The sequence below is a fragment of the Pseudoalteromonas sp. NZS11 genome, from assembly GCF_015864765.1.
Taxonomy (GTDB): Bacteria; Pseudomonadota; Gammaproteobacteria; order Enterobacterales; family Alteromonadaceae; genus Pseudoalteromonas; species Pseudoalteromonas arctica.
On sequence record NZ_JADYWP010000008.1, the window covers coordinates 54,219 to 78,471 of the forward strand.

Below are 24,253 nucleotides of genomic sequence, written 5' to 3' on the forward strand. Positions count from 1 at the left end.
TAAAAAACAAACATAAGTATTTGGGGTTTATTGTTTACTTTATGTCAAAAGTCGCTAAAATACGCCGGCTGAAATATATAAACGTTCTTTTACAACCCAAAGGTAATACCATGCATCCAATGTTAAACATTGCGGTTCGCGCTGCGCGCAACGCAGGCAAAATTTTACTTCGCGCAAGTGAAGATTTATCAAAAGTTGAAGTGCAACAAAAAGGCGCTAACGACTTAGTAACTAACATTGATAAAGAAGCCGAAGCCGTAATTCGTGACACTATTTTACAGTCTTACCCTACTCACTCTATTGTTGGTGAGGAATTAGGTGAGCATAAAGGCAAGGATGATGATTACCAATGGATTGTAGATCCTATCGATGGAACAACTAACTTCATCAAAGGTATCCCTCATTACGCGGTTTCTATCGCACTTAAAGTTAAAGGTCGTTTAGACCAAGCTGTTATTTATGATCCAATTCGTGGCGAGCTTTTCACTGCGTCTCGCGGACAAGGCACTCAGTTAAACAGCAAACGTCTACGTGTTAGCAAAACGACGGTCCTTGCAGGCACTGTACTTGCTACTGGCTTCCCTTTCAAAAACAAAAACCACATGGACGCATACACTGAAGCGTTTAAAGCATTGTTTGTACACACTGCAGACATTCGTCGCGCAGGTTGTTCTGCTTTAGATATGGCATACGTTGCTGCTGGCCGTGTTGATGGTTTTTTTGAAATTGGTTTAAAACCTTGGAACTCTGCTGCAGGCGAACTTATGGTTAAAGAAGCGGGCGGTATGGTTGTAGATTTCGCTGGTGGTAATAACTATAACCACAGCGGCAATATTATCTGTGGTTCACCAAAATTGACTCAAGCAATTATTCGTGAAATTCGTCCAGTATTAACTGAGTCGTTACTTCGCTAATTTAATGCTATTAATAGCATGCTAAAAAGGAGCTCAGGCTCCTTTTTTTGTGCCTAAAAATAAGGATTATCTAGCTTGAGTTCTACTGTTTTACCTTTTTCGTAAGGTAATGTATTTAAATCCTTCGCAAAGTATTCATCAAACAACGTATCAAACTCACCATTTTTTTGCATTATTTTAAGCCCTTTTTCAATTGCCACTGCAAGCTCTGGCTTACTATTTGATACAAAATAATAAAATCCTGTTGGGTAACTTATATATAAGTTAGGTACTATCACTAGGTTGCTTTCTTTATTAGCTAGAAGCTCTGAATTAACCTCGATAAATGAACGTGGGAAGTAATCAATACGCCCTGCACTTGTTAAGGCAAACATAGCCTGATAATTTGCAAACGGTCTTATATGCAAGCCATTAAATGCCATTATTTTTGTATCTGGCCAATCATGACCTTGCACCGCAGAAAGCTTACCTAACTGCCCTAAGCTAGTAATACCTTTAAATCTAGCAATACTGTTCTTACTTGTTAATAGTGCCCTTTTACCTATGTAGCCTTTAAACAATGGGATTTTAATCGCAATAGCTAAAGACTCTCTTTCGGGGCTGCTCATACTCCAGTATAAATCTAAATTTTTTGTACCTAGTGCTATTAAAGTACGTTGTTGATGGGGATGAATTAAAACGGGGTTAATCTCTGCAGGGTATTGTGCGCTCACCAATGCTTTTTCTAATAGCTCGTTAAGGTAGTCGTCACGAGCATATTGCACACGCTGCTCCTGTGCTACATTTACGATATTTACGTCACTTGCTAAAGCGCTGCATATAAACAAACTTACTACGTTAACTAAATACTTTAATGGCAACATAATTATCACCTTAGTTATTATCGGTAGTTTTAACAGTTATTATTGATAGTTTAAATTATCGCGTTATTTAAGCTAAATAGCTTCGAGCGCCTAAATGTAAGATGACAATATTATGTAACTGTACTTATTAATAACCGCGCTATTAATACTTATTTTAAATACATAGTACGACGTTACACTCATGGCGTGCTCTACAAAGTTAGCACTGTTTATTCATACTTGCACAGTAAAGCTAAAACAATCGTGAGCATAAATATATTACAGGCAATAAAAAACCGCTCAATGAGCGGTTTTTTAAAGTAGTTACAAAACCATTACGGCATTGCGTCTAGGTCTGCACCTTCTTTTTCAATTACTTCTGGTATTAAGTCTTCTTTGCTTACGCCCATTGCTATAGCAACAGAGCTCGCAACATAAATCGAAGAATAAGTACCAATAAACACACCAAATAGCAATGCAGTTGCAAAGCCATGAATGGTTTGTCCGCCCCATGCAAACAAAGCAATCAATACTAAAATAGTCGTGATTGATGTTACAAGTGTACGATTAAGTGTTTGCGTAAGTGAAATATCAATAATTTCTACAGTATCGTCAATGCGCACTTTGCGGAAGTTTTCACGTATACGGTCAGATACAACAATTGTATCGTTAAGTGAATAACCTATTACCGCAAGAATTGCCGCTAATATAGTTAAATCAAACTCTAAACCTAATATCGAAAATAAACCCACAGTAATAATAACATCGTGTAGTAGTGCACCTACCGCACCCACAGCAAAGCGCCATTCAAAGCGAAACGCAACGTAGATTAAGATACAAATAAGTGCAGTTAACATGGCAAGGCCACCCTGCTCTTTTAAGTCTTCACCTACGCTTGGGCCTACAAACTCAATACGGCGCATTACTACGCTGTCGTCTGCTTTTTTAAGCGCATCAATTACTTGGTTACCAATCACTTCAGCTTTTACATCGCTACCGCGTGGTGCTAAGCGAACTAAAATCTCTTGGCTTGAACCAAATAGCTGCACTGATGCATCAGCAAAACCATTATCAGCTAGTGCATCACGTACTTTTTTAAGATCAGCCGGTTGTGAAAAACCCACTTCTACCGCCGTACCGCCGGTAAAATCTAAACCAAAGTTTAGGCCCTTAACAAAAATTGATGCAAACGACGCTAAAATTAATAACGTCGAAAAACCCATAGCCACTTTTCGAAGAGACATGAAACGAAGGGTTCTACTACCCAAACTTAAAATTTGCATGTCAGCTCCTTAAATCGAAAGTTTATCAATACGTTTACCACCAACAAATAAGTTGATTACCGCACGGGTACCAACGATGGCTGTAAACATTGAAGTTAAAATACCAATCGCAAGTGTTACTGCAAAGCCCGCTATTGGGCCGGTACCTACTGCAAACAGTATAATGGCAGCAATTAGCGTGGTGATGTTGGCATCGAATATAGTGCTAAATGCGCTATCGTAGCCAAAATGAATTGCTTGTTGAGGGCTTCGGCCATCGGCTAGCTCTTCACGGATACGTTCAAAAATAAGTACGTTAGCATCAACCGCCATACCTACCGTTAATACAATACCGGCAATACCAGGTAGCGTAAGTGTAGCGCCTGGAATTAAAGACATAACACCAACAATCAGTACTAAGTTAGCCGCAAGAGCAAGGTTTGCAACCATACCAAAGCCTTTGTAGTACACAAGCATAAACACAAGTACAAACGCAAAACCAAGTGCAACCGCAGTCATACCCGCTTCAATATTTTCTTGACCTAAACTTGGACCTACAGTGCGCTCTTCAACAATTTGAATTGGTGCTACAAGCGCACCAGCACGAAGTAGCAAACTTAAGTTATGTGCTTCAGCTGGGTTATCGATACCTGTAATACGGAACGAGCGATCAAGACGTGCTTGAATTGTTGCTACGTTAATAACTTCTTCAACCTTAATAGGCGGAAGCGCTTTACCGTCTGCATCTTTTTTACCTGATGGCTTATATTCGATAAATACCGTTGCCATACGCTTACCAATAGCACGTTTGGTAAAGGCATTCATTTTTGCCCCACCTTTGCTATCGAGCGTAATACTCACTTGCGGGCGTTGGTATTCATCAGCGCCAGATTGCGCGCCAGTAATATGACTGCCTTCTAGAATAATACGCTTTTTAAGTACAACAGGGTAACCGTCGCGGCTCATGATCATTTCAGTACCCGCTGGGATACGACCTTGAGCAGCTGCGCTAATATCAGCATTTTCGTCTACTTCGCGAAATTCAAGTGTTGCTGTTGCGCCTAAAATTTCTTTAGCGCGTGCTGTGTCTTGAATACCTGGTAGTTGAACAATAATACGCTCAGCGCCTTGGCGTTGTACGTTAGGTTCTGCAACACCAATTTGGTTGATACGGTTACGAATAATCGTTTCATTTTGCTTGATAGCGTAGTCACGAATTTCTTTGAGTTTTTGCTCACTCATTGTCGCAAAAAATGCTTTATCGTTACTGCTGTCATCAATGTAGACATTTAGCGGGTAGCGAGTTTCTAAGAAGCTCTCTGCTGCGTCTTTATCTGCTTCGGTACGCATTTCTACACGCATACGATCGGAGCCTGCTACGCGGCGAACACTACGGTAACGTAGTTTTTCTTCGCGCAGGTCGCTACGAAAATCTTGTTCCATTTGCTCAAGCTGGTTATCAACCGCTGTTGCCATGTCGATTTCCATGGTGAAATGTACGCCACCACTTAAATCAAGACCTAGCTTCATAGGGTTACCACCAACCGCTTTTAACCAAGCTGGTTGAGCAGGTGCCATATTAATAGCAGAAATGTAATCGTCGCTCAGCGAATCACGCAGTAAGTCATGCGCTTTAAGCTGTTCTTCAACATTTTTTAAACGAACTAAAATTTGCCCATCTTCAAGTATTGTCGATTTAGCGGTTACATTATTTTTTTCAAGGATTGCGTTTACTTTGTCTACAACACTGAGATCGACATCAGCGCCTTTAGCACCTGAAACTTGTATAGCCGGATCACGACCATACAAGTTTGGAGAGGCATATAAAAGGCCAATGGCTACCACAGCTAAAACAAGTAAATACTTCCAAACTGGAAACTTGTTTAACACGGGGTCGTCCTTATTATTTTTATAGCGACTTCATTGTGCCTTTTGGCAATACTGCAGATACTGCAGATTTTTGTACTGTTACTTCTGCCTGCTCGTTTAAAGAGATAACGATGAAATCTTTCTCTTCAGAAATCTTCACAATTTTACCCACTAAACCGCCTTGGGTAAGTACTTCATCGCCTTTAGCCATCATACTCATTAAGCTTTTGTGCTCTTTAACGCGCTTAGCTTGCGGGCGGTAGATTAAAAAGTAAAAAACCAAACCGAAAATAGCTAACATTATTAGCATTTCCCAACCACCGCTTGCCGCAGGTTGACCAGCTGCTGCGTGTGCATTTGAAATAAATAAACTCATGATACTTCCTCTTTAATTTTAAAGTTTAATTTTTTATATCTACTAGCTCTGGCACGTCTTGGCCTCGGCGAGCATAAAAATCTTGTACAAATTCTTCTAATTTACCTTCGCTAATTGCATTACGTAAACCTTCCATAACACGTTGATAGTAACGTAAGTTATGAATTGTGTTTAGTCGCGCACCTAAAATTTCGTTACATTTATCAAGGTGATGCAAATAAGCTCGTGAATAGTTTCCACACGTATGGCAATCACACTCAGGATCAAGTGGCCCTGTGTCTGTTTTATGTACTGCGTTACGTATTTTAACTACACCTGTGGTAATGAATAAATGGCCGTTACGCGCATTACGTGTTGGCATAACACAGTCAAACATATCAATACCACGGCGAACAGACTCAACTAAATCCTCTGGCTTGCCTACACCCATAAGGTAGCGTGGTTTGTCTTCTGGCATTTTAAACGCACAATGATCAAGAATATTCATCATTTCGTTTTTAGGCTCGCCTACTGATAGACCACCTAATGCATAGCCATCAAAGCCAATTTCTTCTAAGCCTGCTTGCGATTGTGCACGTAATTCTGGGTACATACCACCTTGAATAATACCAAACAAAGCAGATGGATTGTCGCCATGCCCTTCTTTTGAACGCTTAGCCCAACGAAGAGATAACTCCATAGAATCTTTAGCTTCTTTTTCAGTTGCTGGGTATGGCGTACACTCGTCAAAAATCATAACGATGTCTGAGCCTAAGTCGCGCTGTACTTCCATCGACTTTTCAGGCGACATCATAATTTCATCACCATTTACTGGAGATTGAAATAACACGCCTTCTTCAGTGATTTTACGCATTGCGCCTAAGCTAAATACTTGGAAACCGCCTGAGTCAGTTAAAATTGGGAAATCCCAATTCATAAAGTCGTGTAAATCACCATGTTGCTTAATGATTTCAGTACCTGGGCGAAGCATTAAATGAAAGGTATTACCTAAACATATTTGCGCACCAGTGGCTTTTACTTCATCTGGCGTCATACCTTTTACAGTACCGTAAGTACCAACAGGCATAAATGCAGGTGTTTCTATTACACCACGGTCAAAAATTAAGCGGCCGCGGCGCGCTTTTCCGTCAGTACAATCTAATTCAAATTTCATATCATCCTCAATGTCGGAAAAACAGTCCAACAAGCTATAATTTAACCGCTCGATTCTACCCTTTTTGCCTCATTAATACTATTAACTGCGATAAATTCAATCTTGCTTATTACGCTAAACAAAAACCCCAGCAACGAAGCTGGGGTTTTTAATGTTTTTTACTGAGTATTAAATAACAAGCTGTTAATTGCGTGTTAAAAACATCGCATCACCGTAACTAAAAAAACGGTATTTTTGTTCAATTGCGGTATTGTATGCGCCCATAATATTGTCTTGTCCGCTAAAAGCACTTACTAACATAATGAGTGTTGACTCAGGTAAGTGAAAATTAGTGACCATGGCATCAACAACATTAAATTGGTAACCCGGAAAAATAAATATATCGGTATCACCAAAATACGTATCTAACTTGCCGCCGTGAACTTTAGCTGCCGACTCTAATGAGCGTACTGAAGTTGTGCCAACCGCAATTACACGCCCGCCACTTGCTTTGGTTTGTGCAACGGCAGCAACTACATCATCGGGTACTTCAATGTACTCGGAGTGCATTATATGCTCATCAACACTATCTACTCGTACTGGCTGAAAAGTACCGGCGCCAACGTGTAAAGTAACAAAGGCCATGTTTACACCTTTATCTTTTAGTGCCGTCATTAACTTATCGTCAAAATGTAAGCCCGCTGTTGGCGCAGCAACTGCACCTGGCTTTTCTCCATAAACAGTTTGGTAACGCTCGCGATCAGCTTCGGTATCAGGTCGGTCAATATAAGGAGGCAGTGGCATATGACCAATATCATTAAGTATATCTAGCACGTTTTGGCTATGATCAAACTCAAGCTCAAATAATGTATCGTGGCGTGCAACCATTATTGCCTTGGCTTTGCCCTCTAAAATAACTTCGTTACCAACCTTAAGCGACTTGCTCGCGCGTACGTGCGCAAGTACGCGATGTTCATCTAGCACTCGCTCTACAAGCACTTCAACTTTGCCGCCAGAGGCTTTTTGACCAAACATACGTGCTGGAATTACGCGTGTATTGTTAAAGACTAACAAATCGCCTTCGTTTACTAAATCAAGTATGTCGCTAAACACTTTATGTTCTAGAGTTCCGCTTGGGCCATCTAAAGTAAGTAAACGGCTGCTAGTTCTGTCCGCTTTAGGAAAACGAGCTATTAATTCATCAGGTAAGTCAAAGCTAAAGTCAGCCACGCGCATAATTAGTAATCCACATCATTTAAAATCGCGCCAAGTGTATATGTATCGGATATTAAGCTCAAGAAATCAGCCAAACTTATAATATCTTGTTTGCGTGTTTCTCATTAAATTTTCTTGTTCTTATGGTTAAATGTCACTATTCTTGTTCGGCTGAATTATTATAAGTTACATTAGGGGTGTTCAACACGTGCCAAACCAGCTTAAATTGCTAATATTAAACGCAAGTAGTGCTGAACGTCGCGCGATTAAGGGCACTTTAGATAGCTTAAATGTATTTACCTTTATTGATGCGCAAGATAGCCAACAAGCTTTAAAGCTTTTAAAACAACACCCTGTTGATATTATAATAACGGGCATTAATGTTGGGAAAATTGACGGCTGGCGCTTTTCGAGGATGATCCGCTCAGGATTATTAAAAACACCAAAAAACACCCCAATTTTACTTATTCCGCCAATTTACTGTGAGCGTATTGCCGAAACAACAGCCCGAAGCTACGGAATAGATGCTGTACTGCCGTTTGAACATAAAGACATGCTTCCTCAAGTGCTTGCGAATGTTTTATCTACGCACCTAGAAAAAAGTAGCCGACTAAATTTATTGCTATTAGAGCCGCTTCAAAATACGGCCGACAAAATTAGTGATCAGTTAAAGTTAAACTTTGCTATTACTCACGTTACCTCAGCCAAAGCAGCACTAAACGCTTACAATCAACAGCAGTTTTCAATTGTGCTACTCGATGCCACTATATCAAGTGCAGAGAGCTCGAGTGTACTCGTTGAAGAAATCCTACAGCACAATTCTAAACAAGCTATTGTTACGATTATAGAAAGTGATGATGCTGATTACGCTGAGCAGCTTTTGCTGTCTGGTGTTACCGATTTTATTAGAGCCCCATACGACCCTTCATTTTTAAATAAAGTGTGTGACCACGCCGCACGACGTGAAGATTTTATGGTGAGTTATGCTGAGTTTGCTTACAAAGTAGAGCAACTAAGCGTGAGCGAAGTGCGTTACAAAGAGTTATTTTCGGCTCATCAGCGTATTTTATTGCATTTAAATACGGTTGTTTTAGAGCTTGATCAGCAAGGGCATATTCGTTTTATTAACCCTGCATGGGAGGCATTGAGCGGTTTTGGTGTTAAATCATCACTACAAACCCCATTAAGCGCTTATTGTAATAACGAAGATAAAGGAAGACTAAATTATACTATTAATGACATTTTACATGGTGGCGAGCAACAGCAACAAATAGAAGTAAAGCTCACCCATAAAAATGGCAATTTAATTTGGGTCGAATGCAGATTACAGCTAATCAAAAATAGTCGTAATAACGCGACCATAACCGCCACTATCGACAACATACACGAACGTAAACAAGCAGAAATTCAACTACGTCATTTAGCACACCATGACCCATTAACTGGTTTACATAACCGTTATTACTTTGATCAACAGCTTAATAAAATATGCCAAGATAAATACACGTATGATGGCATAGAGCATGCTGTTATTTATATTGACCTCGATCACTTTAAAATAATAAACGACAGCAAAGGTCACCACCAAGGTGACATAGTATTAAAAGAAGTGGCGCAATTATTTAAAGCAAATATTGGCGAAGACCATTTGGTGTGCCGAATAGGCGGCGATGAGTTTGCAGTCATACTTACCGATATGAATTTACTGGATGCACACCTTATTGCTGAAGGTGTGTGCAGCGCAATAGAAAAACATGCTTTTAAATCAGAAGATCAGATATACACAATTAGCTGCTCTATCGGTTTAACTCAAATTACGACACAAAATAACGACCCTAATGAGTGTTTAAAACAAGCCGATATTGCTTTGTATATTGCCAAAAATTTAGGGCGTAACTTAGTACATTGCTACTCAAAAGAGGACGCTCAAAACAATACGCTTCAAACTGGGCTTGAATGGGGTCACGAAATTCGACAAGCACTGCAGCAAGATAATATTGAACTGCATTACCAACCTATTTGGGATTTTAAAGAGTGTAAAGTTGCTTATTTTGAAGCGCTCTTACGCTTAAAACTCAAAGGTAAACTTGTGTACCCAAATCAATTTATTCCCTCTTTAGAGATGCTTAACGACACATTTTTGATGGATCAATGCGTTATACGTAATGCCGTTGCTTGTGTGTCTAAGCACCCAGAGTTAAACCAAGTTGCTATTAATTTGTCAGCACAATCATTCTTAGATGAACGCTTATTGCCATTAATTGAATCAAATCTTGAAAAGTATAACGTGCCCCCTTCGCGGATAATTTTTGAAATAACTGAATCAGCAAGTATTAACAACTTAAAAGCGACTCGTAAAATGATTGAGAAGCTTAATAGCTTAGGCTGTCATTTTTCTATTGACGATTTTGGAACTGGCTTTAGTACATTTAACTATTTAAAGCAGCTTCCAGCACAACATGTAAAAATTGATGGCTCATTTGTAAGCGACATGCTTAATGACCCTATAGACTTAGCGTTAGTAAAAGCAATAAATGATATTAGTCGGTCTCTCGATAAGCGCTCTGTAGCTGAGTACGTCGAAAACGAAGAGATATTTTTTGCACTAAAAGAGATAGGTGTTGATTATGGACAAGGCTACTTTATTGCACGCCCAGTACCTGTTGAAAAAGTAAAAGATGAACTTGAAAAAATTTCAAAAAATAAAACGTTTTACCAACAACAAGCTAGCCCAAAATAAACAAAATTAAACAATTTGTTACTACCAATATTACCTTTCTTGCCTATACTTTCAGTATCAAATAAAAAATGTCGTGCATTTTAATGTATTTCACTTTAAAAACATGACATTACCTTTTGGCGACGTAGTACTGATATTTATAGTGGGTTTCAAAGCTATTTAAGCTTTTAAGGAGAAAGGTATGACACAGCTAGTTATGTTATTACTGATTATACATTTTGCAATCGCGTATCAGTGTTATCGTTACGCAAATATTAAAGGCTACCCAGTTAAGGTTTTTACTGTATTAGGTTGCGTGCCTTACTTTAACTTGGTGGTATGGATTTATTTACTATTTTTACCCGAACTTGAGCCTTTTGAAAGCCATTTTAAAAATCAAAAGCAGCCTTTATAGGCTGCTTTCATTCATTTACTATTCTTATTTAGAAAAATCTAAACTACATTGGCGCTTTAAAAATATCTCAAGCTGTTGACTAAATAACTTAAAGTCGCGGATCCGCCCCGTAGTTTTCCGCCACAATATGCCAATATCTCTATATGCATCGCTTTGTGATGGTGTTGCCACCATATTTTTATTATCTAAAATTCCGGCGTTAATCGCCATTTGTGGTAAAAAAGTCACCCCGAGCTGATGCTCAACCATACTCAATAATGTATGCAAGCTTGCTGCTTCAAATGGGTTAATACAACTAGCACGGTTTAAATGACATGCACTAAGCGCATGGCCTGTCATACAGTGCTCACGCTCGAGTAAGAATACGCTAGCCTCTGGTAATAGATTAAAGTCGACTACGCCCTTTGCAGCGCTGTAGTCCTTATGGTGCACTAAACTAAACTGATCTTTTGCCAATACTTGTGTATGAAATTTATCGGTTTCGTATGGCAGTGCAAGTAGCGCTAAATCAATATGCCCATGCTCAAGTTTATCCAGTAGCTTATCACTCGTATCTTCTATTAATACCAGCTCTAAATCACAAAAGGTTTCTTTACAAAAGTGATACAGAGGAGCCGCTATAAAGCTAGCAATTGTAGGTATAACACCCACCGTTAATTTACCACTCAGTGGTGTTAAAAAGCTTTTAGTGAGCTCTTTTAAACTAATTGTATCGTTAATTATTTTACGAGAGCGCTCAACAACCTCTTCACCAATACTGGTAAACATAAGGCTGCGATTTTCGCGTTCAATAAGCTGGCAACCCAACGTTTCTTCAAGATTTTGAATAGCACTGCTTAAAGTAGATTGCCCAATAAAACAGGCACTGGCAGCTCTGCCAAAGTGCTGATGTTGATGAACAGCTAATAAATACTGTAGCTGTTTGATACTTGGAAGATTGGTCATTTTTTCTTTCCACAAATAAAAAGACCCCAACACCTAGGGCATTGAGATCTTTTCAAGCTAAAAGTCTTTGAGTACTTTTTTGTTAAACCCCAAATGCGGTTCTTAGTACGTAGAAAATAACAATAGCAAGGGCAGCGCCAACTGGCAATGTAATTACCCAAGAAACTACAATGTTTCTGATAACACCCATGTTAAGTGCACCAATTCCACGTGCCATACCTACACCTAATACCGCACCTACTAAGGTTTGAGTAGTAGAGATTGGCATACCAGTACCTGATGCAATAACAACGGTAGAAGCAGCGGCTAGTTCAGCAGCAAAACCACGGCTAGGCGTTAAATGTGTAATGCCTTCACCAATCGTTTTAATTACTTTTTTGCCCAAAATAGCAAGACCCGCAACAATACCAAAACCACCTAGAGGTAGAATCCACCAAGCAATAGCCGCTTTTTTAGCAATTTCACCATTGTTTTCAACAATATTTACAACAGCAGCTAGTGGACCGATTGCATTAGCAACATCGTTAGAACCATGTGCAAAGGCCATACAACATGCTGTTAATACCATAAGAACAGCAAACACTTTTTCAACATTGTTGAATTGCATTTGTTTATCTGCTTTTGGATCGATATTTAAACGAGAAATAGCAATTTTACCAATTATAGCAACGACAACTGCTACAGCTATTGCTAAGGCGTACCCTTCGGCTGCACCTAAATCAACACCAACATGCTTTAAGCCTTTTTTAATTGTAACCAAGGCCATTATAAAACCTGCTAAACCCATATAAAGTGGTACATAGCGTTTAGCATTTTTTAGTGGTGCATCTGTATTAAAAATAAGTTTTTGTGCACTCATAAATATTAAGTATGCAATAAAGCCTGATATGGCGGGCGTTATAATCCAACTACCAACAATACCACCTACTTTATCCCATTGAATCGCCTCAGTACCAACAGCAACTAACGCAAAACCAATGATTGCACCAATGATTGAGTGAGTCGTTGATACTGGCCAACCCAAGAACGAGGCCATTAATAACCAAGCACCCGCTGCAAATAAAGACGAAATCATACCCAGAACCATAAGTTCAGGAATGTCTGCAAATGGTGCGGCATCGATAATTCCTTTACGAATTGTTGATGTAACCTCACCACCTGCTAAGTAAGCGCCTGCAAATTCAAAAATCATCGCTATAAAAATAGCTTGTTTGATTGTTAGCGCTTTTGAACCTACAGATGTGCCCATGGCGTTCGCTACGTCGTTCGCGCCAATACCATAAGCCATAAAAAAGCCGACTGCTGCGGCAATTAAAATTAATACCGTGCCGTAAGATGCAATGATATCCATTGTAAAACCTTAATCTTTCGTGTTTGAACTGATTTTAAATTAACGAGCTAACATCAGCTCAAGACGTGATCCTACGCGCTCTGCAATATCTGCAAGCTCGCCAACCCATTCAATGATTTTGTACAAAAACATAACATCAATTGGATTTAACTCACCCTCTACATCACGTAGCTGGCGGCGTACTTTTATCTGCATTTCGTCCGTGTCTTGTTCTATGGCATCCAATTCAACTAACATTTTTTCTACTAAGGTGACTTCTCGACCTTTAAAACCCGTTTCTAGCAATTCTTCTAATTCGTTAATTGCTTTAGATGCTTGTTTAGTCGCATCTACACAACGGGTTAAGTAAGCTAAGAAATCAGCTTGCATAACTTTTGGAATGGTCATTTCACGACCAATCACTCGCCCTGCAATATCTTTTGCTTTATTGGCAATTTTATCTTGTTGAGTTACTAGTTCGAGAAGATCTGTACGCTCTACCGGCATGAATAAACCACGCGGTAATTGTAAACGTATATCTCTTTTCATATCATCAGCTTCACGTTCTAAATTGCGAATAGTGATGCGAAGCTCTTCTGCTTGTACCCACTCTTCTTTAAATACGTGATTAAAAAAAGGTATCAAAGCTTTACTTGCTTGATGAACCTTCTTGATGTGTTCTTCCATTGGTTTGATAGGAGATTTTGCAAATACTCCTAAAAACGCGTTTGTAGGCATAACTGACCCTTTAATCAAATTGATATGCTTTGCAGCATGAATTTTACAGTATTAACCAAGATTGTGAACGCTTTTTATTACTTCACTAAAGCTTGCAATACACAAAGCGGCACTAAGCCGCTTTAATAGAAATACATGATGGATAAAAAATCATAGTGATTTTTCTATATCTTCTTGAGATGTATGGCGAATATCTTTGCCATTAACAAAATAAATAATGTATTCAGCAATGTTCTGACAGCGATCACCAATACGCTCTAATGAGCGAACAGACCAAACTAAGTCCATGATTTTAGGGATTGAGCGTGGATCTTCCATCATATAAGTCATTATTTGACGTGTGATAGCTTCATATTCGCGGTCAACTTTTGCATCTTCTTTATGTACTTGAAATGCGCGTTGCACATCCATACGCGCAAATGCATCTAGTACGTCGTGTAGCATTTTTAAAACTTGACGGCCCATATTTTCAATATTTACTAATAAATCTTGCTGATCTTTAGTAAATGAGTCTAGTGCAACTTTAGCAATTCGCTCAGCTTCATCGCCAATACGCTCTAAATCAGCAATTGTTTTTGCAATTGCAATCACTAAACGTAAGTCGCTTGCTGCAGGCTGGCGACGCGCAATAATACGCGTACATTCTTCATCAATGCTTACTTCCATAGCATTCACTTTATAATCGTTCTGACGTACCTTTTGAGCAAGCTCTGCATCGTTACGGCTCACAGCATCAAGCGCACTATTTAACTGCTGCTCAACTAATCCACCCATGCTTAATACATGATTACGTACATTTTCTAGTTCTTGGTTAAAACGCCCAGAAATATGTTTATTAATATTATGTTCCATAGTTACCTTCTCTCTTTATCTTGCACAACACGCTATAACGGACTAATTAACCGTAACGACCGGTAATGTAATCTTCGGTCTTTTTCTTCGTTGGTGTAGTAAATAAGGTATTTGTGTCTGAGTACTCAATCAATTCGCCCATATACATAAAGGCTGTTTGATCAGATACGCGTGCCGCTTGTTGCATGTTATGAGTAACAATAACAACGGTAAATTGGTTTTTTAAATCGTTTATTAGCTCTTCGATTACCAAAGTAGAAATTGGGTCGAGTGCCGATGTAGGCTCATCTAATAAAAGAACTTCTGGCTCAATTGCAATTGAGCGAGCAATAACTAAACGCTGTTGCTGACCACCCGATAAGCCAAACGCGCTATCGTGTAATCTATCTTTTACTTCATCCCATAAAGCAGCACCACGAAGTGATTGCTCTACCACTTCGTCTAACTTACGCTTCTCTTTAATGCCTTGTAAGCGTAGGCCATAAACCACATTTTCATAAATTGATTTAGGAAATGGGTTAGGACGCTGAAACACCATACCTACATTACGACGAAGTGCTGCTACATCTACGCTCTTATCGTAAATGTTTTGACCGTGAAGTAATATTTCACCTTCAATACGACAAATATCAACCAAATCGTTCATGCGGTTAATACAACGTAATAGAGTTGATTTACCACACCCTGATGGTCCAATAAACGCAGTTACTTGGCCTTTTGGAATGTTCATATTTACTTTATTAAGCGCTTGCTTATCACCGTAGTAAAGATCGAGATCTTTAATCTCTAGCGCTTTTTGGTCATCCGTTAAATTTTCTAGGTCTAACTTCTGGCCTATATTAGCTTGGTTTACTTTTGGAGCGACTGTAATCATTTTTGTTACCTATAAAATCTTTACTAATTAGTGTTCAAGCGATCTGAATTTTTCACGTAAATGGTTACGTATACCAATGGCCGTTATGTTTAGGGTAATAATCACCGACACCAATAAAAAGGCCGTTGCGTATACCAGCGGGCGTGCCGCTTCAACATTAGGGCTTTGGAAGCCAACATCGTATATATGAAAGCCTAAGTGCATGAACTTTCTATCTAAGTGAAAATACGGGAAGTTGCCATCAAGTGGTAATGTAGGGGCCATTTTTACGACGCCTACTAGCATTAACGGTGCAACTTCACCTGCAGCACGCGCAACTGCCAGTATTAAACCGGTCATAATTGCAGGGCTTGCCATTGGAATAATTATGCGCCATAACGTTTCTACTTTTGTTGCGCCAAGCGCTAGTGAACCATCACGTACGGTACTTGGAATACGAGATAAACCTTCTTCAGTCGATACAATAACAACTGGCAGCGTTAGTATAGCGAGCGTTAATGCCGACCACATTACACCTGGCGTACCAAATACTGGCGTTGGCGACGATTCTGGATAAAATAGTTGGTCTAAGCTACCACCTAACATGTATACAAAAAAGCCAAGGCCAAATACACCATATACAATTGAAGGAACACCAGCCAAGTTAATCACCGCGATACGAATCATTTTAGTGATTGCATTTTTAGCGGCGTACTCGTGTAAGTAAATCGCAGCAACAACGCCAAACGGTGTCACTATTACAGCCATCAACATAACCATAAACACAGTACCAAATATAGCAGGGAAAACACCGCCCTCTGTATTTGCTTCACGTGGATCATCAGATACAAACTTACCTAGCTGTACAAAATAGTGACCTAGCTTTGCAAAAAAGCCCATGTCGTTTGGAAACCAAACATCAAGTACTTGGTACATTGGAATCGTTACAACCTCACCGCGCATATCTTTTACAGTTACGTGGTCACGCTTAGCTTGCTTGCGTAGTGCAAATAAATCTTTTTCAAGTACACCATACTGTGCACGTAATTCAGCACGCTCTTGAGCAAGCTCAGCAACACGCTCATCAGTAAGTGCATTATCGAGTAAGTAGCCCTTTTCTTTTAAACGAAGGCGTTCAAGTGCGTAGTTAATATGCCCAATGTCACCATTTTGCAAATCAAGTGCTTCGTCATTTAAGTCAACTGCACGCTCTACAAGCTCATGTAGCGCTTCAATCTTATCGCCTTCGACTGGTTTACCATCTTTAATTACACTTTCAACATAACCATAAAAATTACCGTTTTTACTACGCTCAAATACAGCAAGCGCCGCTGGTGCTGTTTTATTTTTTATGTCGGTTTCTAATATCCAACGAAAATCTAAATCTACATATTCTCGGTTACCTGTTTTAATAAGCAAGCGCTCTATTTCTTCTTTTTCAAATTCGCTAACATCAATACCTGTCGCGGCTAAACGCGTTTTTGGTACTAATTCACGGTCGTAAACTTCGCCAATCACGGTTTGCTTTGCAATCGACCCTTCAAGTTCAAATTGCACAACTTCCGAAGGCCAAAAAAAACTTAATCCCTTCCAGGCTATCATTGCTAATAAGCCTAAAACTGAAATCAAACTGATGCTCACTGCACCACCGGTCATCCAAATCCAAGGAGAACCAGACTTAAACCACTGCTTTACCATGTCGTGTCTCTCCGCTTACATCGAGCTATATTTTTCACGCAGTTGCTGGCGAACAAACTCAGCTACTGTGTTAAAAATGAATGTGAATATGAATAGTACAAAGGCCGCTAAGAACAGTATTCTATAATGTGAACTGCCTACTTCAGACTCTGGCATTTCAACTGCAATATTTGCCGCAAGCGTTCGCATACCTTGGAAAATACTCCAATCCATAATAGGTGTATTACCCGTGGCCATAAGTACAATCATGGTTTCGCCAACTGCTCGGCCAAGTCCCATCATTACCGCTGAGAAAATACCAGGGCTTGCTGTTAGTAATACAACGCGTATTAGCGTTTGCCACTGCGTTGCACCTAATGCTAATGAGCCGTTTGATAAATGCTTTGGAACACTAAATACAGCGTCTTCTGCAATTGAAAATATGGTAGGAATAACCGCAAAACCCATCGCAATACCTACAACAAGTGAGTTACGTTGATCGAATGTCATACCCAGCTCATTTGTTAAGTACTGACGTACATTGCCGTCAAACATCCAAAGCTCAACAAATCCACTCATCGCAAACGAAAACCAACCAATAAGTAAGACGACCGGAATAAGGATAATTGAATGAGAACCTTCAGGAATTCTATGGCGAATTTTTGTTGGCAATTTAGTCCAAGCTAAGCCCGTCGCTAACATACCTAGCGGTAATAGTACGAGTAACCCAACAATCGCAGGTAAGTGTTCTTCTATTAACGGTGCTAACCAAAGACCCGCTAAAAAACCCAAAATAACCGTTGGTAATGCTTCCATTATTTCTACGGTAGGCTTAACCACTTTACGTAATTTGCTCGACATAAAGTATGCCGTGTAAATAGCCGCCGAAAGCGCGATTGGTACAGCAAACAACATAGCGTAAAGTGCAGCTTTTAATGTACCAAACGAAATTGGCACTAATGAAAACTTAGACTCAAAGTCATCACTAGCTGATGTTGACTGCCATATATAACCTGGCTCTGGGTAACCTTCGTACCACACTTCTTGCCAAAGTGCTGACCAAGTAACTTCTGGATGCTCGTTGTGAATATCTAATACGGTTAGTTTGTTATCCGCTAAAATTAACGCAGCATTTGAACGTGGTGCAATTGCAAAGTTCTCTATTGCACCTTCACTTACTTTACCTTGCCAAAGTTTTGCTTCACTTGTTGTGTAATACACACCTAGCTCACCATTATTGCCGGTAGTAAAAAAAGTACGACGGTAAAACTCAGTAAATATATTTAGCTTACTTTGCTTAGTCGTTTCAAATGAGCGAATTTTTTGATATTCGCGGCCTGTGTCAGTGTTTACTTCAAACCACTGCGAAACCTCACCGTTATCATTCGCAAGCATTAATGAGTTTGCACCAGCCAACAACTGTGCAGATACAATATTTGCATTTTCTTCGTTAGCCGAAAGTAATTGAATTTGCTCTACATCACTTGGGTCTCGTGTATCGTATACATACACTTGATTAGCAGAACGCACAAAAGTACGTGTTGTATCTGGCGACATTAATAACTCGTCTACACGTCCTTCAACATCAAGTTCTGTACGCTCAACAACCCACTCAACTTCACCAGTAAACATATTCTCTTCAGCAATAAAGCTGCTAAATAATACACGCTTATCTTCTGTAAGAGCTACAACCGCTGTTTTGTCTTCATAGTGACTAAATGCAAAGCGTTTAATAGCTGCACCTTGTTCATCTACTTCTAAAGCCATTTCCCCTAGAGGAAAACCTAAGCGAGGTGTTAATTTACGCTCGTTATTTGGAAAGGTAACTAAAAATTTAGGTGCAACAACCATTACGGTGCCATCTTCTAAGCCAAACGCATAATGCCCTTGAAAAGGCGCGCTTGTTGCAAAGCTTGTTGCATCACTTGGTAAATCTGCATTAAGTGTTTTGAGTTTTTTACCAAAACTACCTGACTCAACACTGTAAAAATCAACCTGCCCCTGCTCACTTAGTAAATAAGCTACTTCAGTTTGCTCTTCTACGCCTAAACCTACTATTTGCTGTGAATTAGCAACATGAAAGCTATCGCGCTTTTCTACTTTTGCTGATTCAAAAATTGGCTGTACTACATAAAGAAGGTAAAAGAATATTAATAGCAGCGCTACTAATACCATTATCCCACCTGCGGTTATGCCAAATTTGGCAAACCGATCTTTAAATAGACGGCTTCGATCCGTATTAAAAGTCGGCTTATTCGGATTTGAAGTCATCAAAACACCCTTAAATCTTAACGTTGCATAAATTATATTTCATCAAGATGACAGTATTGTTACAACGGTAACAATAAGCACTCTAAAACAGCTTTAAATAAAACTAACGAGGGAAAAGTCTAAATTAGCTTCAAATAGGTGATTTATAAGTGAACTAAATTATAAAATAATTGGACAAAGTATTTATCGAGGTCAATACTAAAAGAGTACTTAGTAAATAATAATGACTATTAATACTGCGTATAGTCAACACAACTATATCCATTTTTTTAACTTATAATCAAAGATTTATAAAAAAGTGCAACAACACACAATTTAAATTAGACAACATACTTAATGCCTATGCATTTACTTTCTTTGGGCTTAAAAAGAGAATTATTTATGAAGCAGTTGGTTATAACTATTTTAGGGAAAGATCGCCCTGGTTTAGTAGAGAGCATCTCATCAGTCGTATTACAGAATCATGGCAACTGGCTAAGCAGTAACTTAAGCCATTTATTAGGTCATTTTGCAGGTATTATTCAACTTGAAGTTGCTGAGGAGCATTTTCAATCATTACAAAGTGCTTTAAATAAGTTACCTAAGTTAGACGTTCGTATTGAAACCGGAAACACAGAGATTGAACCATCAACACTAGAGCAAATTAATCTAGTTATAACAGGTAACGACCGTCCTGGTATTGTTCAAGAACTGGCAAGTGTAATACGTCATAAAGGCGCTAATATTACTCACTTAAATTCAAGACAACAAAGTGCACCTAATTGGGGAGTGCCTATTTTTAGCGCTGTTGCTACCGTTACTTTGCCAAATGGTATGGATAAAGACGAAGTTATTGAAGCATTGGAATCAATTACAAGTGATTTAATTGTAGATACGGAAGAAGTTTAACCTCCATTTATGCGTGCCATACAACTGACACGCATACCATTTCAGTCCATCAAAATGCTCTGCAGATTATTTAACGCAGACATAAAATAAGCCGATGCAAGCATCAGCTATTTTAAATAATCACCTTAAAGCTAATAAGAGCGAGATAAACTCAGTAATCCCGCTCTTTTATAAAGCTACATATCCATATGACGATTAGTACTTTGCATCATTTGCTTTATACCTTGCTTTTCAAGCTCTAGTATTTGTTGAAGCTTTTCTTGCCCACTTTCGGTTTCGGCGCGTTCAAGTAAGTATTCATATAACTCAATCACTTTTTGATGTTGCTGTGCTAAATAGCCTTGAATGACTTCTTCATCGAATTGCTGATCTTTACTAATGTCTTCAAAAGTAATTAGCTCAGGATTTTTAGCAAAGTATTCATAACTGTACGTATCGAGCGTATTTATTTCGGTTATCGCTTTAAACCCGACTAAATCTTCGGCGAGTTTTTTTTCGTAATTTAGGTAGTAGTCCACCAGCATTGCATTATGTTCATCGAGTAAATCCTTTACGCTATAAAAATTAGCCGCCATTTGCGTATGAAACAAAACGGTCCAATCGTATACCTCTTTAATTGTTTTAACTTGCATGTGCATTCCTTACTTAGTTGACTGTATAGGTAATACACTGCGTAAAGCGTGCCAATTAAAAAGCTATTTAAAAACAGTTAGTTAATTTAAATATGAGTAATAACTAGCTATTTAATAGAACAACTTACAAATTATAGGTAATTTTTATAGAGCAATGCGTGAGTAGTAACAGCATTGCTCTATCGTCTTGTGGTTTTATATTATTTAAGTCCTTGTTTGCGCCACAGCAAGTAAACAGCAGGAATAACAAGTAAGGTGAGTACAATTGCACTGCCCATACCGCCAACCATAGGCGCTGCTATTCGGCTCATTACTTCGCTTCCGGTGCCTGTACCATAAAGTACAGGTAATAAACCGATAATAATGGTCGCAACTGTCATCATAACCGGGCGTACTCGAAGCCCTGCTCCTTCAATAATAGCTTGCTGTAATTGCACTAAGCTAAGCGGTTTTCCGGCTTGCTCTGCTTCGAGGCATTTTTCTTGATAGGCTTGGTTTAAATACACCAACATAATGACCCCTATTTCTACCGCAACACCGGCTAAGGCAATAAAGCCCACACCTACTGCAACTGAAAAGTTAAAGCCCTCTAAATACATTAGCCATACGCCACCAATCATTGCCAGTGGCAACGTAGCCATAATAATAGTGACCTCAGCAAAGCTTCTAAAATTAAGGTAAAGCAATACAATAATAATCGCTAATGTAAGAGGTAATACATAAGTCAGTTTGTCTTTAGCGCGCTGCATGTATTCATACTGCCCAGCCCACGTAATTGAGTAGCCAGCAGGTAGTATTAGGTCTTTATCGAGCACTTGCTGAGCGTGCTCAACGTAAGTACCAATATCAACGCCATCTATATCAATAAAACTCCAACCGTTTAAACGTGCATTTTCGCTTTTTATACCAGGCGGTCCATCTTCAATAAATACATCGGCTACATCACCAAGTGCTATACGCTGCCCTGTAGGCGTTACAATAGGTAACAACATTAACTCTTCTGGCGAGTCTCTGTATGCTTGTGGGTAGCGTAAATTTACTGGGTAGCGCTCTTGCCCCTCTACCGTTTTTGTTACGTTTGTACCACCTATTGCAGTAGATACAACTTGCTGTACGTCGCTAATGTTTAAGCTATAACGCGCGGCTTTTTCACGATTTATATCTACTTTTATATAACGTCCACCGGCTACTCGCTCTGAGTAAACCGATGCGGTGCCTTGAACATCTTTTAAAAGCACTTCTATTTGTTGACCAATTTTTTGAATTTCACTCAACTTTGGTCCCGCAACTTTAATGCCCACGGGAGTTTTAATACCGGTTGCGAGCATATCAATACGCGTTTTAATTGGCATTACCCACGCATTAGTCAGCCCTGGAAACTTAACCAAACCGTCGAGTTCTTTTTTAAGTTTTTCAAGCGTCATACCCTCGCGCCACTCGTCTTTTGGTTTTAACTGAATAAACGTCTCTATCATTGTAAGCGGCGCAGGATCTGTTGCAGTTTCTGCTCGCCCAACTTTACCAAATACTGTTTTAACCTCGGGTACTGTGGCAATTAACTTGTCGGTTTGCTGTAGTATTTCGCGCGCTTTACCTACCGATAAACCAGGATACGTTGTGGGCATATACATTAAATCGCCCTCATCGAGTGGCGGAATAAATTCACTGCCTATTTTATTTACCGGGTAAAAGCCAATAACAGAAACAACCACCGCGAGTACCAATGTCATTTTTGGAAATTTAAGCACCCAGTTAAGTAGTGGACGATACGCTGCGACGAGTAATCGGTTAACTGGATTTTTTTGCTCCGAAATGACTTTACCTCTAATAAAGTAACCCATTAATACCGGCACTAAGGTAATCGCAAGCCCAGCAGACGCTGCCATAGCATAGGTTTTAGTGTAAGCCAATGGCGCAAACATACGCCCTTCTTGTGCTTCTAAAATAAATACTGGCATAAAGCTGACGGTAATAATTAATAAACTAAAAAATAATGCAGGACCCACTTCACTCGCCGATTTAGCCACAACTTCCCAGCGATTTTCGTTGGTAAGGGGCGTTTTTTCCATATGCTTATGCATATTTTCAATCATGACGATAGCGCCATCGGTCATTGCGCCTATGGCTATTGCAATCCCCCCTAAAGACATAATATTGGCGTTAATCCCCTGCCAATACATAATTATAAATGCCGTTAAAATTCCAAGCGGTAACGTAATAATCGCTACAAGTGATGAGCGCACATGAAATAAAAACACCACACACACTAAGGCAACTACAATAAGCTCTTCAATTAGCTTACTTGTTAGATTATCTACCGCGTTATTTATTAAGTTGGAACGATCGTACACAGGGACTATTTCAACGCCCTCTGGTAATCCCTTTTTAAGCGATTCTAACTTTGCTTTTACGAGTTCAATGGTTTTTTGTGCATTTTCGCCATAGCGCATAATAACAATGCCGCCGGTTACTTCACCTTCGCCATTTAGCTCTGCTACACCACGGCGCATTTGCGGTCCGACTCGAATATCAGCTACATCACGCAATTGCAGCGCAGTACCATTAGCGTTTACGCCAAGCGGAATAGCTTCCAAGTCGGCAACACTCTTAATGTAGCCGGTGCTTGTTACCATGTATTCAGCTTCAGCCATTTCAACCACCGAGGCGCCCATCTCTTGGTTGCCTTGTTGAATAGCGGTTTGAATAAGGCTAAGCGGAATACCATATGCACGTAATTTATCGGGCTCTACATTGACTTGGTATTGCTTAACCATGCCGCCAACAGCAGCCACTTCAGATACACCGGGCACCGTTTGTAGCTCAAACTTTAAAAACCAATCTTGTAAACTTCGTAGCTGACTAATATCGTGTTTATTTGTTTTATCAACTAGTGCGTATAAATAAATCCAACCTACACCAGTTGCATCAGGGCCAAGCTCTGGCGTAGCGCTATCGGGTAATCTGCTTGCTACTTGGCTTAGGTATTCTTGTACTCGGCTACGCGCCCAATACAAATCAGTTTTTTCGTCAAAAATAACGTAAACGTACGAGTCACCAAAAAACGAAAAACCCCTTACGGTTTGCGCACCTGGCACAGAAAGCATTGCTGTGGTGAGCGGAAATGTAACTTGGTCTTGCACTACTTGCGGCGCTTGCCCCGGGTAAGTGGTTTTTATAATGACCTGAACATCAGATAAGTCAGGCAAGGCATCTACGGGAGTATTTTTTACCGCAAACAATCCTCCACCCAGTAAAATTAATGTAAGCAACAACACAAAAAAGCGATTGCTAACAGACCAGCGAATAATGGCAGTTATCATAAT

General features: G+C 39.5%; 19 protein-coding genes. 4 read left to right on the forward strand and 15 right to left on the reverse strand.

Annotated features, from left to right (window positions below; all coding sequences use genetic code 11):
• Nucleotides 1–110: 110 nt before the first annotated feature.
• Nucleotides 111–914, forward strand: coding sequence for an inositol-1-monophosphatase (gene suhB, locus I6E82_RS15555; RefSeq protein ID WP_002957826.1), 804 nt, complete (start codon nucleotides 111–113; stop codon nucleotides 912–914).
• 53 nt (nucleotides 915–967) lie between these two features.
• Here the strand turns inward: suhB and I6E82_RS15560 are convergent, their stop codons facing one another.
• The 6 genes from I6E82_RS15560 to queA all read right to left on the reverse strand — a co-directional run bounded on the left by I6E82_RS15560 (nucleotide 968) and on the right by queA (nucleotide 7,631).
• A complete protein-coding gene (locus I6E82_RS15560) occupies nucleotides 968–1,777 on the reverse strand; it encodes a substrate-binding periplasmic protein (RefSeq protein WP_197118257.1) in 810 nt (269 codons plus the stop codon).
• 314 nt (nucleotides 1,778–2,091) lie between these two features.
• Nucleotides 2,092–3,039 (reverse strand): protein translocase subunit SecF, encoded by a 948-nt coding sequence (gene secF / locus I6E82_RS15565; protein ID WP_024590595.1) that lies wholly within the window; start codon nucleotides 3,037–3,039, stop codon nucleotides 2,092–2,094.
• Between the two features lie 9 nt (nucleotides 3,040–3,048).
• The gene (secD, locus tag I6E82_RS15570; RefSeq protein WP_010554381.1) at nucleotides 3,049–4,908 is read right to left on the reverse strand and encodes a protein translocase subunit SecD; all 1,860 of its coding nucleotides are present in this window, start codon (nucleotides 4,906–4,908) and stop codon (nucleotides 3,049–3,051) included.
• A gap of 19 nt (nucleotides 4,909–4,927) precedes the next feature.
• Entirely contained in the window at nucleotides 4,928–5,263 is a 336-nt protein-coding gene (gene yajC / locus I6E82_RS15575; protein WP_007586472.1) for a preprotein translocase subunit YajC, read from the reverse strand.
• Between the two features lie 25 nt (nucleotides 5,264–5,288).
• Nucleotides 5,289–6,416 carry a tRNA guanosine(34) transglycosylase Tgt gene (gene tgt / locus I6E82_RS15580; RefSeq protein WP_007586471.1) on the reverse strand — a complete coding sequence of 376 codons (1,128 nt, stop codon included), beginning with the start codon at nucleotides 6,414–6,416 and terminating at the stop codon, nucleotides 5,289–5,291.
• A gap of 183 nt (nucleotides 6,417–6,599) precedes the next feature.
• The gene (gene queA / locus I6E82_RS15585) at nucleotides 6,600–7,631 is read right to left on the reverse strand and encodes a tRNA preQ1(34) S-adenosylmethionine ribosyltransferase-isomerase QueA (RefSeq protein ID WP_197118258.1); all 1,032 of its coding nucleotides are present in this window, start codon (nucleotides 7,629–7,631) and stop codon (nucleotides 6,600–6,602) included.
• A 187-nt stretch (nucleotides 7,632–7,818) separates the two neighbouring features.
• On the opposite strand from queA, the gene I6E82_RS15590 reads away from it, so the two are divergent.
• Complete coding sequence (locus I6E82_RS15590; protein ID WP_197118259.1) at nucleotides 7,819–10,350, forward strand: two-component system response regulator; 2,532 nt, start codon at nucleotides 7,819–7,821, stop codon at nucleotides 10,348–10,350.
• A gap of 181 nt (nucleotides 10,351–10,531) precedes the next feature.
• Complete coding sequence (locus tag I6E82_RS15595; protein WP_121953757.1) at nucleotides 10,532–10,744, forward strand: hypothetical protein; 213 nt, start codon at nucleotides 10,532–10,534, stop codon at nucleotides 10,742–10,744.
• A 24-nt stretch (nucleotides 10,745–10,768) separates the two neighbouring features.
• Here I6E82_RS15595 and I6E82_RS15600 read toward each other — a convergent pair whose 3' ends face one another.
• From I6E82_RS15600 to I6E82_RS15630, 7 genes are all read right to left on the reverse strand, one after another.
• On the reverse strand, nucleotides 10,769–11,689 hold the full coding sequence (locus tag I6E82_RS15600) for a hydrogen peroxide-inducible genes activator (protein ID WP_007586467.1): 921 nt from the start codon (nucleotides 11,687–11,689) through the stop codon (nucleotides 10,769–10,771).
• 82 nt (nucleotides 11,690–11,771) lie between these two features.
• Nucleotides 11,772–13,040, reverse strand: coding sequence for an inorganic phosphate transporter (locus tag I6E82_RS15605; protein WP_007586466.1), 1,269 nt, complete (start codon nucleotides 13,038–13,040; stop codon nucleotides 11,772–11,774).
• Between the two features lie 39 nt (nucleotides 13,041–13,079).
• Nucleotides 13,080–13,757: a TIGR00153 family protein gene (locus tag I6E82_RS15610; protein WP_002957838.1), complete on the reverse strand. Its 678-nt coding sequence runs from the start codon at nucleotides 13,755–13,757 to the stop codon at nucleotides 13,080–13,082.
• 150 nt (nucleotides 13,758–13,907) lie between these two features.
• On the reverse strand, nucleotides 13,908–14,609 hold the full coding sequence (gene phoU, locus I6E82_RS15615) for a phosphate signaling complex protein PhoU (protein WP_007586465.1): 702 nt from the start codon (nucleotides 14,607–14,609) through the stop codon (nucleotides 13,908–13,910).
• A 46-nt stretch (nucleotides 14,610–14,655) separates the two neighbouring features.
• The gene (gene pstB, locus I6E82_RS15620) at nucleotides 14,656–15,483 is read right to left on the reverse strand and encodes a phosphate ABC transporter ATP-binding protein PstB (protein ID WP_007586464.1); all 828 of its coding nucleotides are present in this window, start codon (nucleotides 15,481–15,483) and stop codon (nucleotides 14,656–14,658) included.
• Nucleotides 15,484–15,510: 27 nt separating this feature from the next.
• A complete protein-coding gene (gene pstA / locus I6E82_RS15625) occupies nucleotides 15,511–17,160 on the reverse strand; it encodes a phosphate ABC transporter permease PstA (protein WP_024600192.1) in 1,650 nt (549 codons plus the stop codon).
• Between the two features lie 15 nt (nucleotides 17,161–17,175).
• On the reverse strand, nucleotides 17,176–19,410 hold the full coding sequence (locus I6E82_RS15630; RefSeq protein ID WP_197102073.1) for an ABC transporter permease subunit: 2,235 nt from the start codon (nucleotides 19,408–19,410) through the stop codon (nucleotides 17,176–17,178).
• A 381-nt stretch (nucleotides 19,411–19,791) separates the two neighbouring features.
• Here I6E82_RS15630 and I6E82_RS15635 point away from each other — a divergent pair, with 381 nt between their 5' ends.
• Nucleotides 19,792–20,298 (forward strand): glycine cleavage system protein R, encoded by a 507-nt coding sequence (locus tag I6E82_RS15635; protein ID WP_007586460.1) that lies wholly within the window; start codon nucleotides 19,792–19,794, stop codon nucleotides 20,296–20,298.
• A gap of 176 nt (nucleotides 20,299–20,474) precedes the next feature.
• On the opposite strand, the gene I6E82_RS15640 is transcribed toward I6E82_RS15635, so the two are convergent.
• The gene (locus I6E82_RS15640; RefSeq protein ID WP_007586459.1) at nucleotides 20,475–20,930 is read right to left on the reverse strand and encodes a hypothetical protein; all 456 of its coding nucleotides are present in this window, start codon (nucleotides 20,928–20,930) and stop codon (nucleotides 20,475–20,477) included.
• A gap of 200 nt (nucleotides 20,931–21,130) precedes the next feature.
• Nucleotides 21,131–24,250: an efflux RND transporter permease subunit gene (locus I6E82_RS15645; protein WP_197102071.1), complete on the reverse strand. Its 3,120-nt coding sequence runs from the start codon at nucleotides 24,248–24,250 to the stop codon at nucleotides 21,131–21,133.
• Nucleotides 24,251–24,253 lie beyond the last annotated feature (3 nt).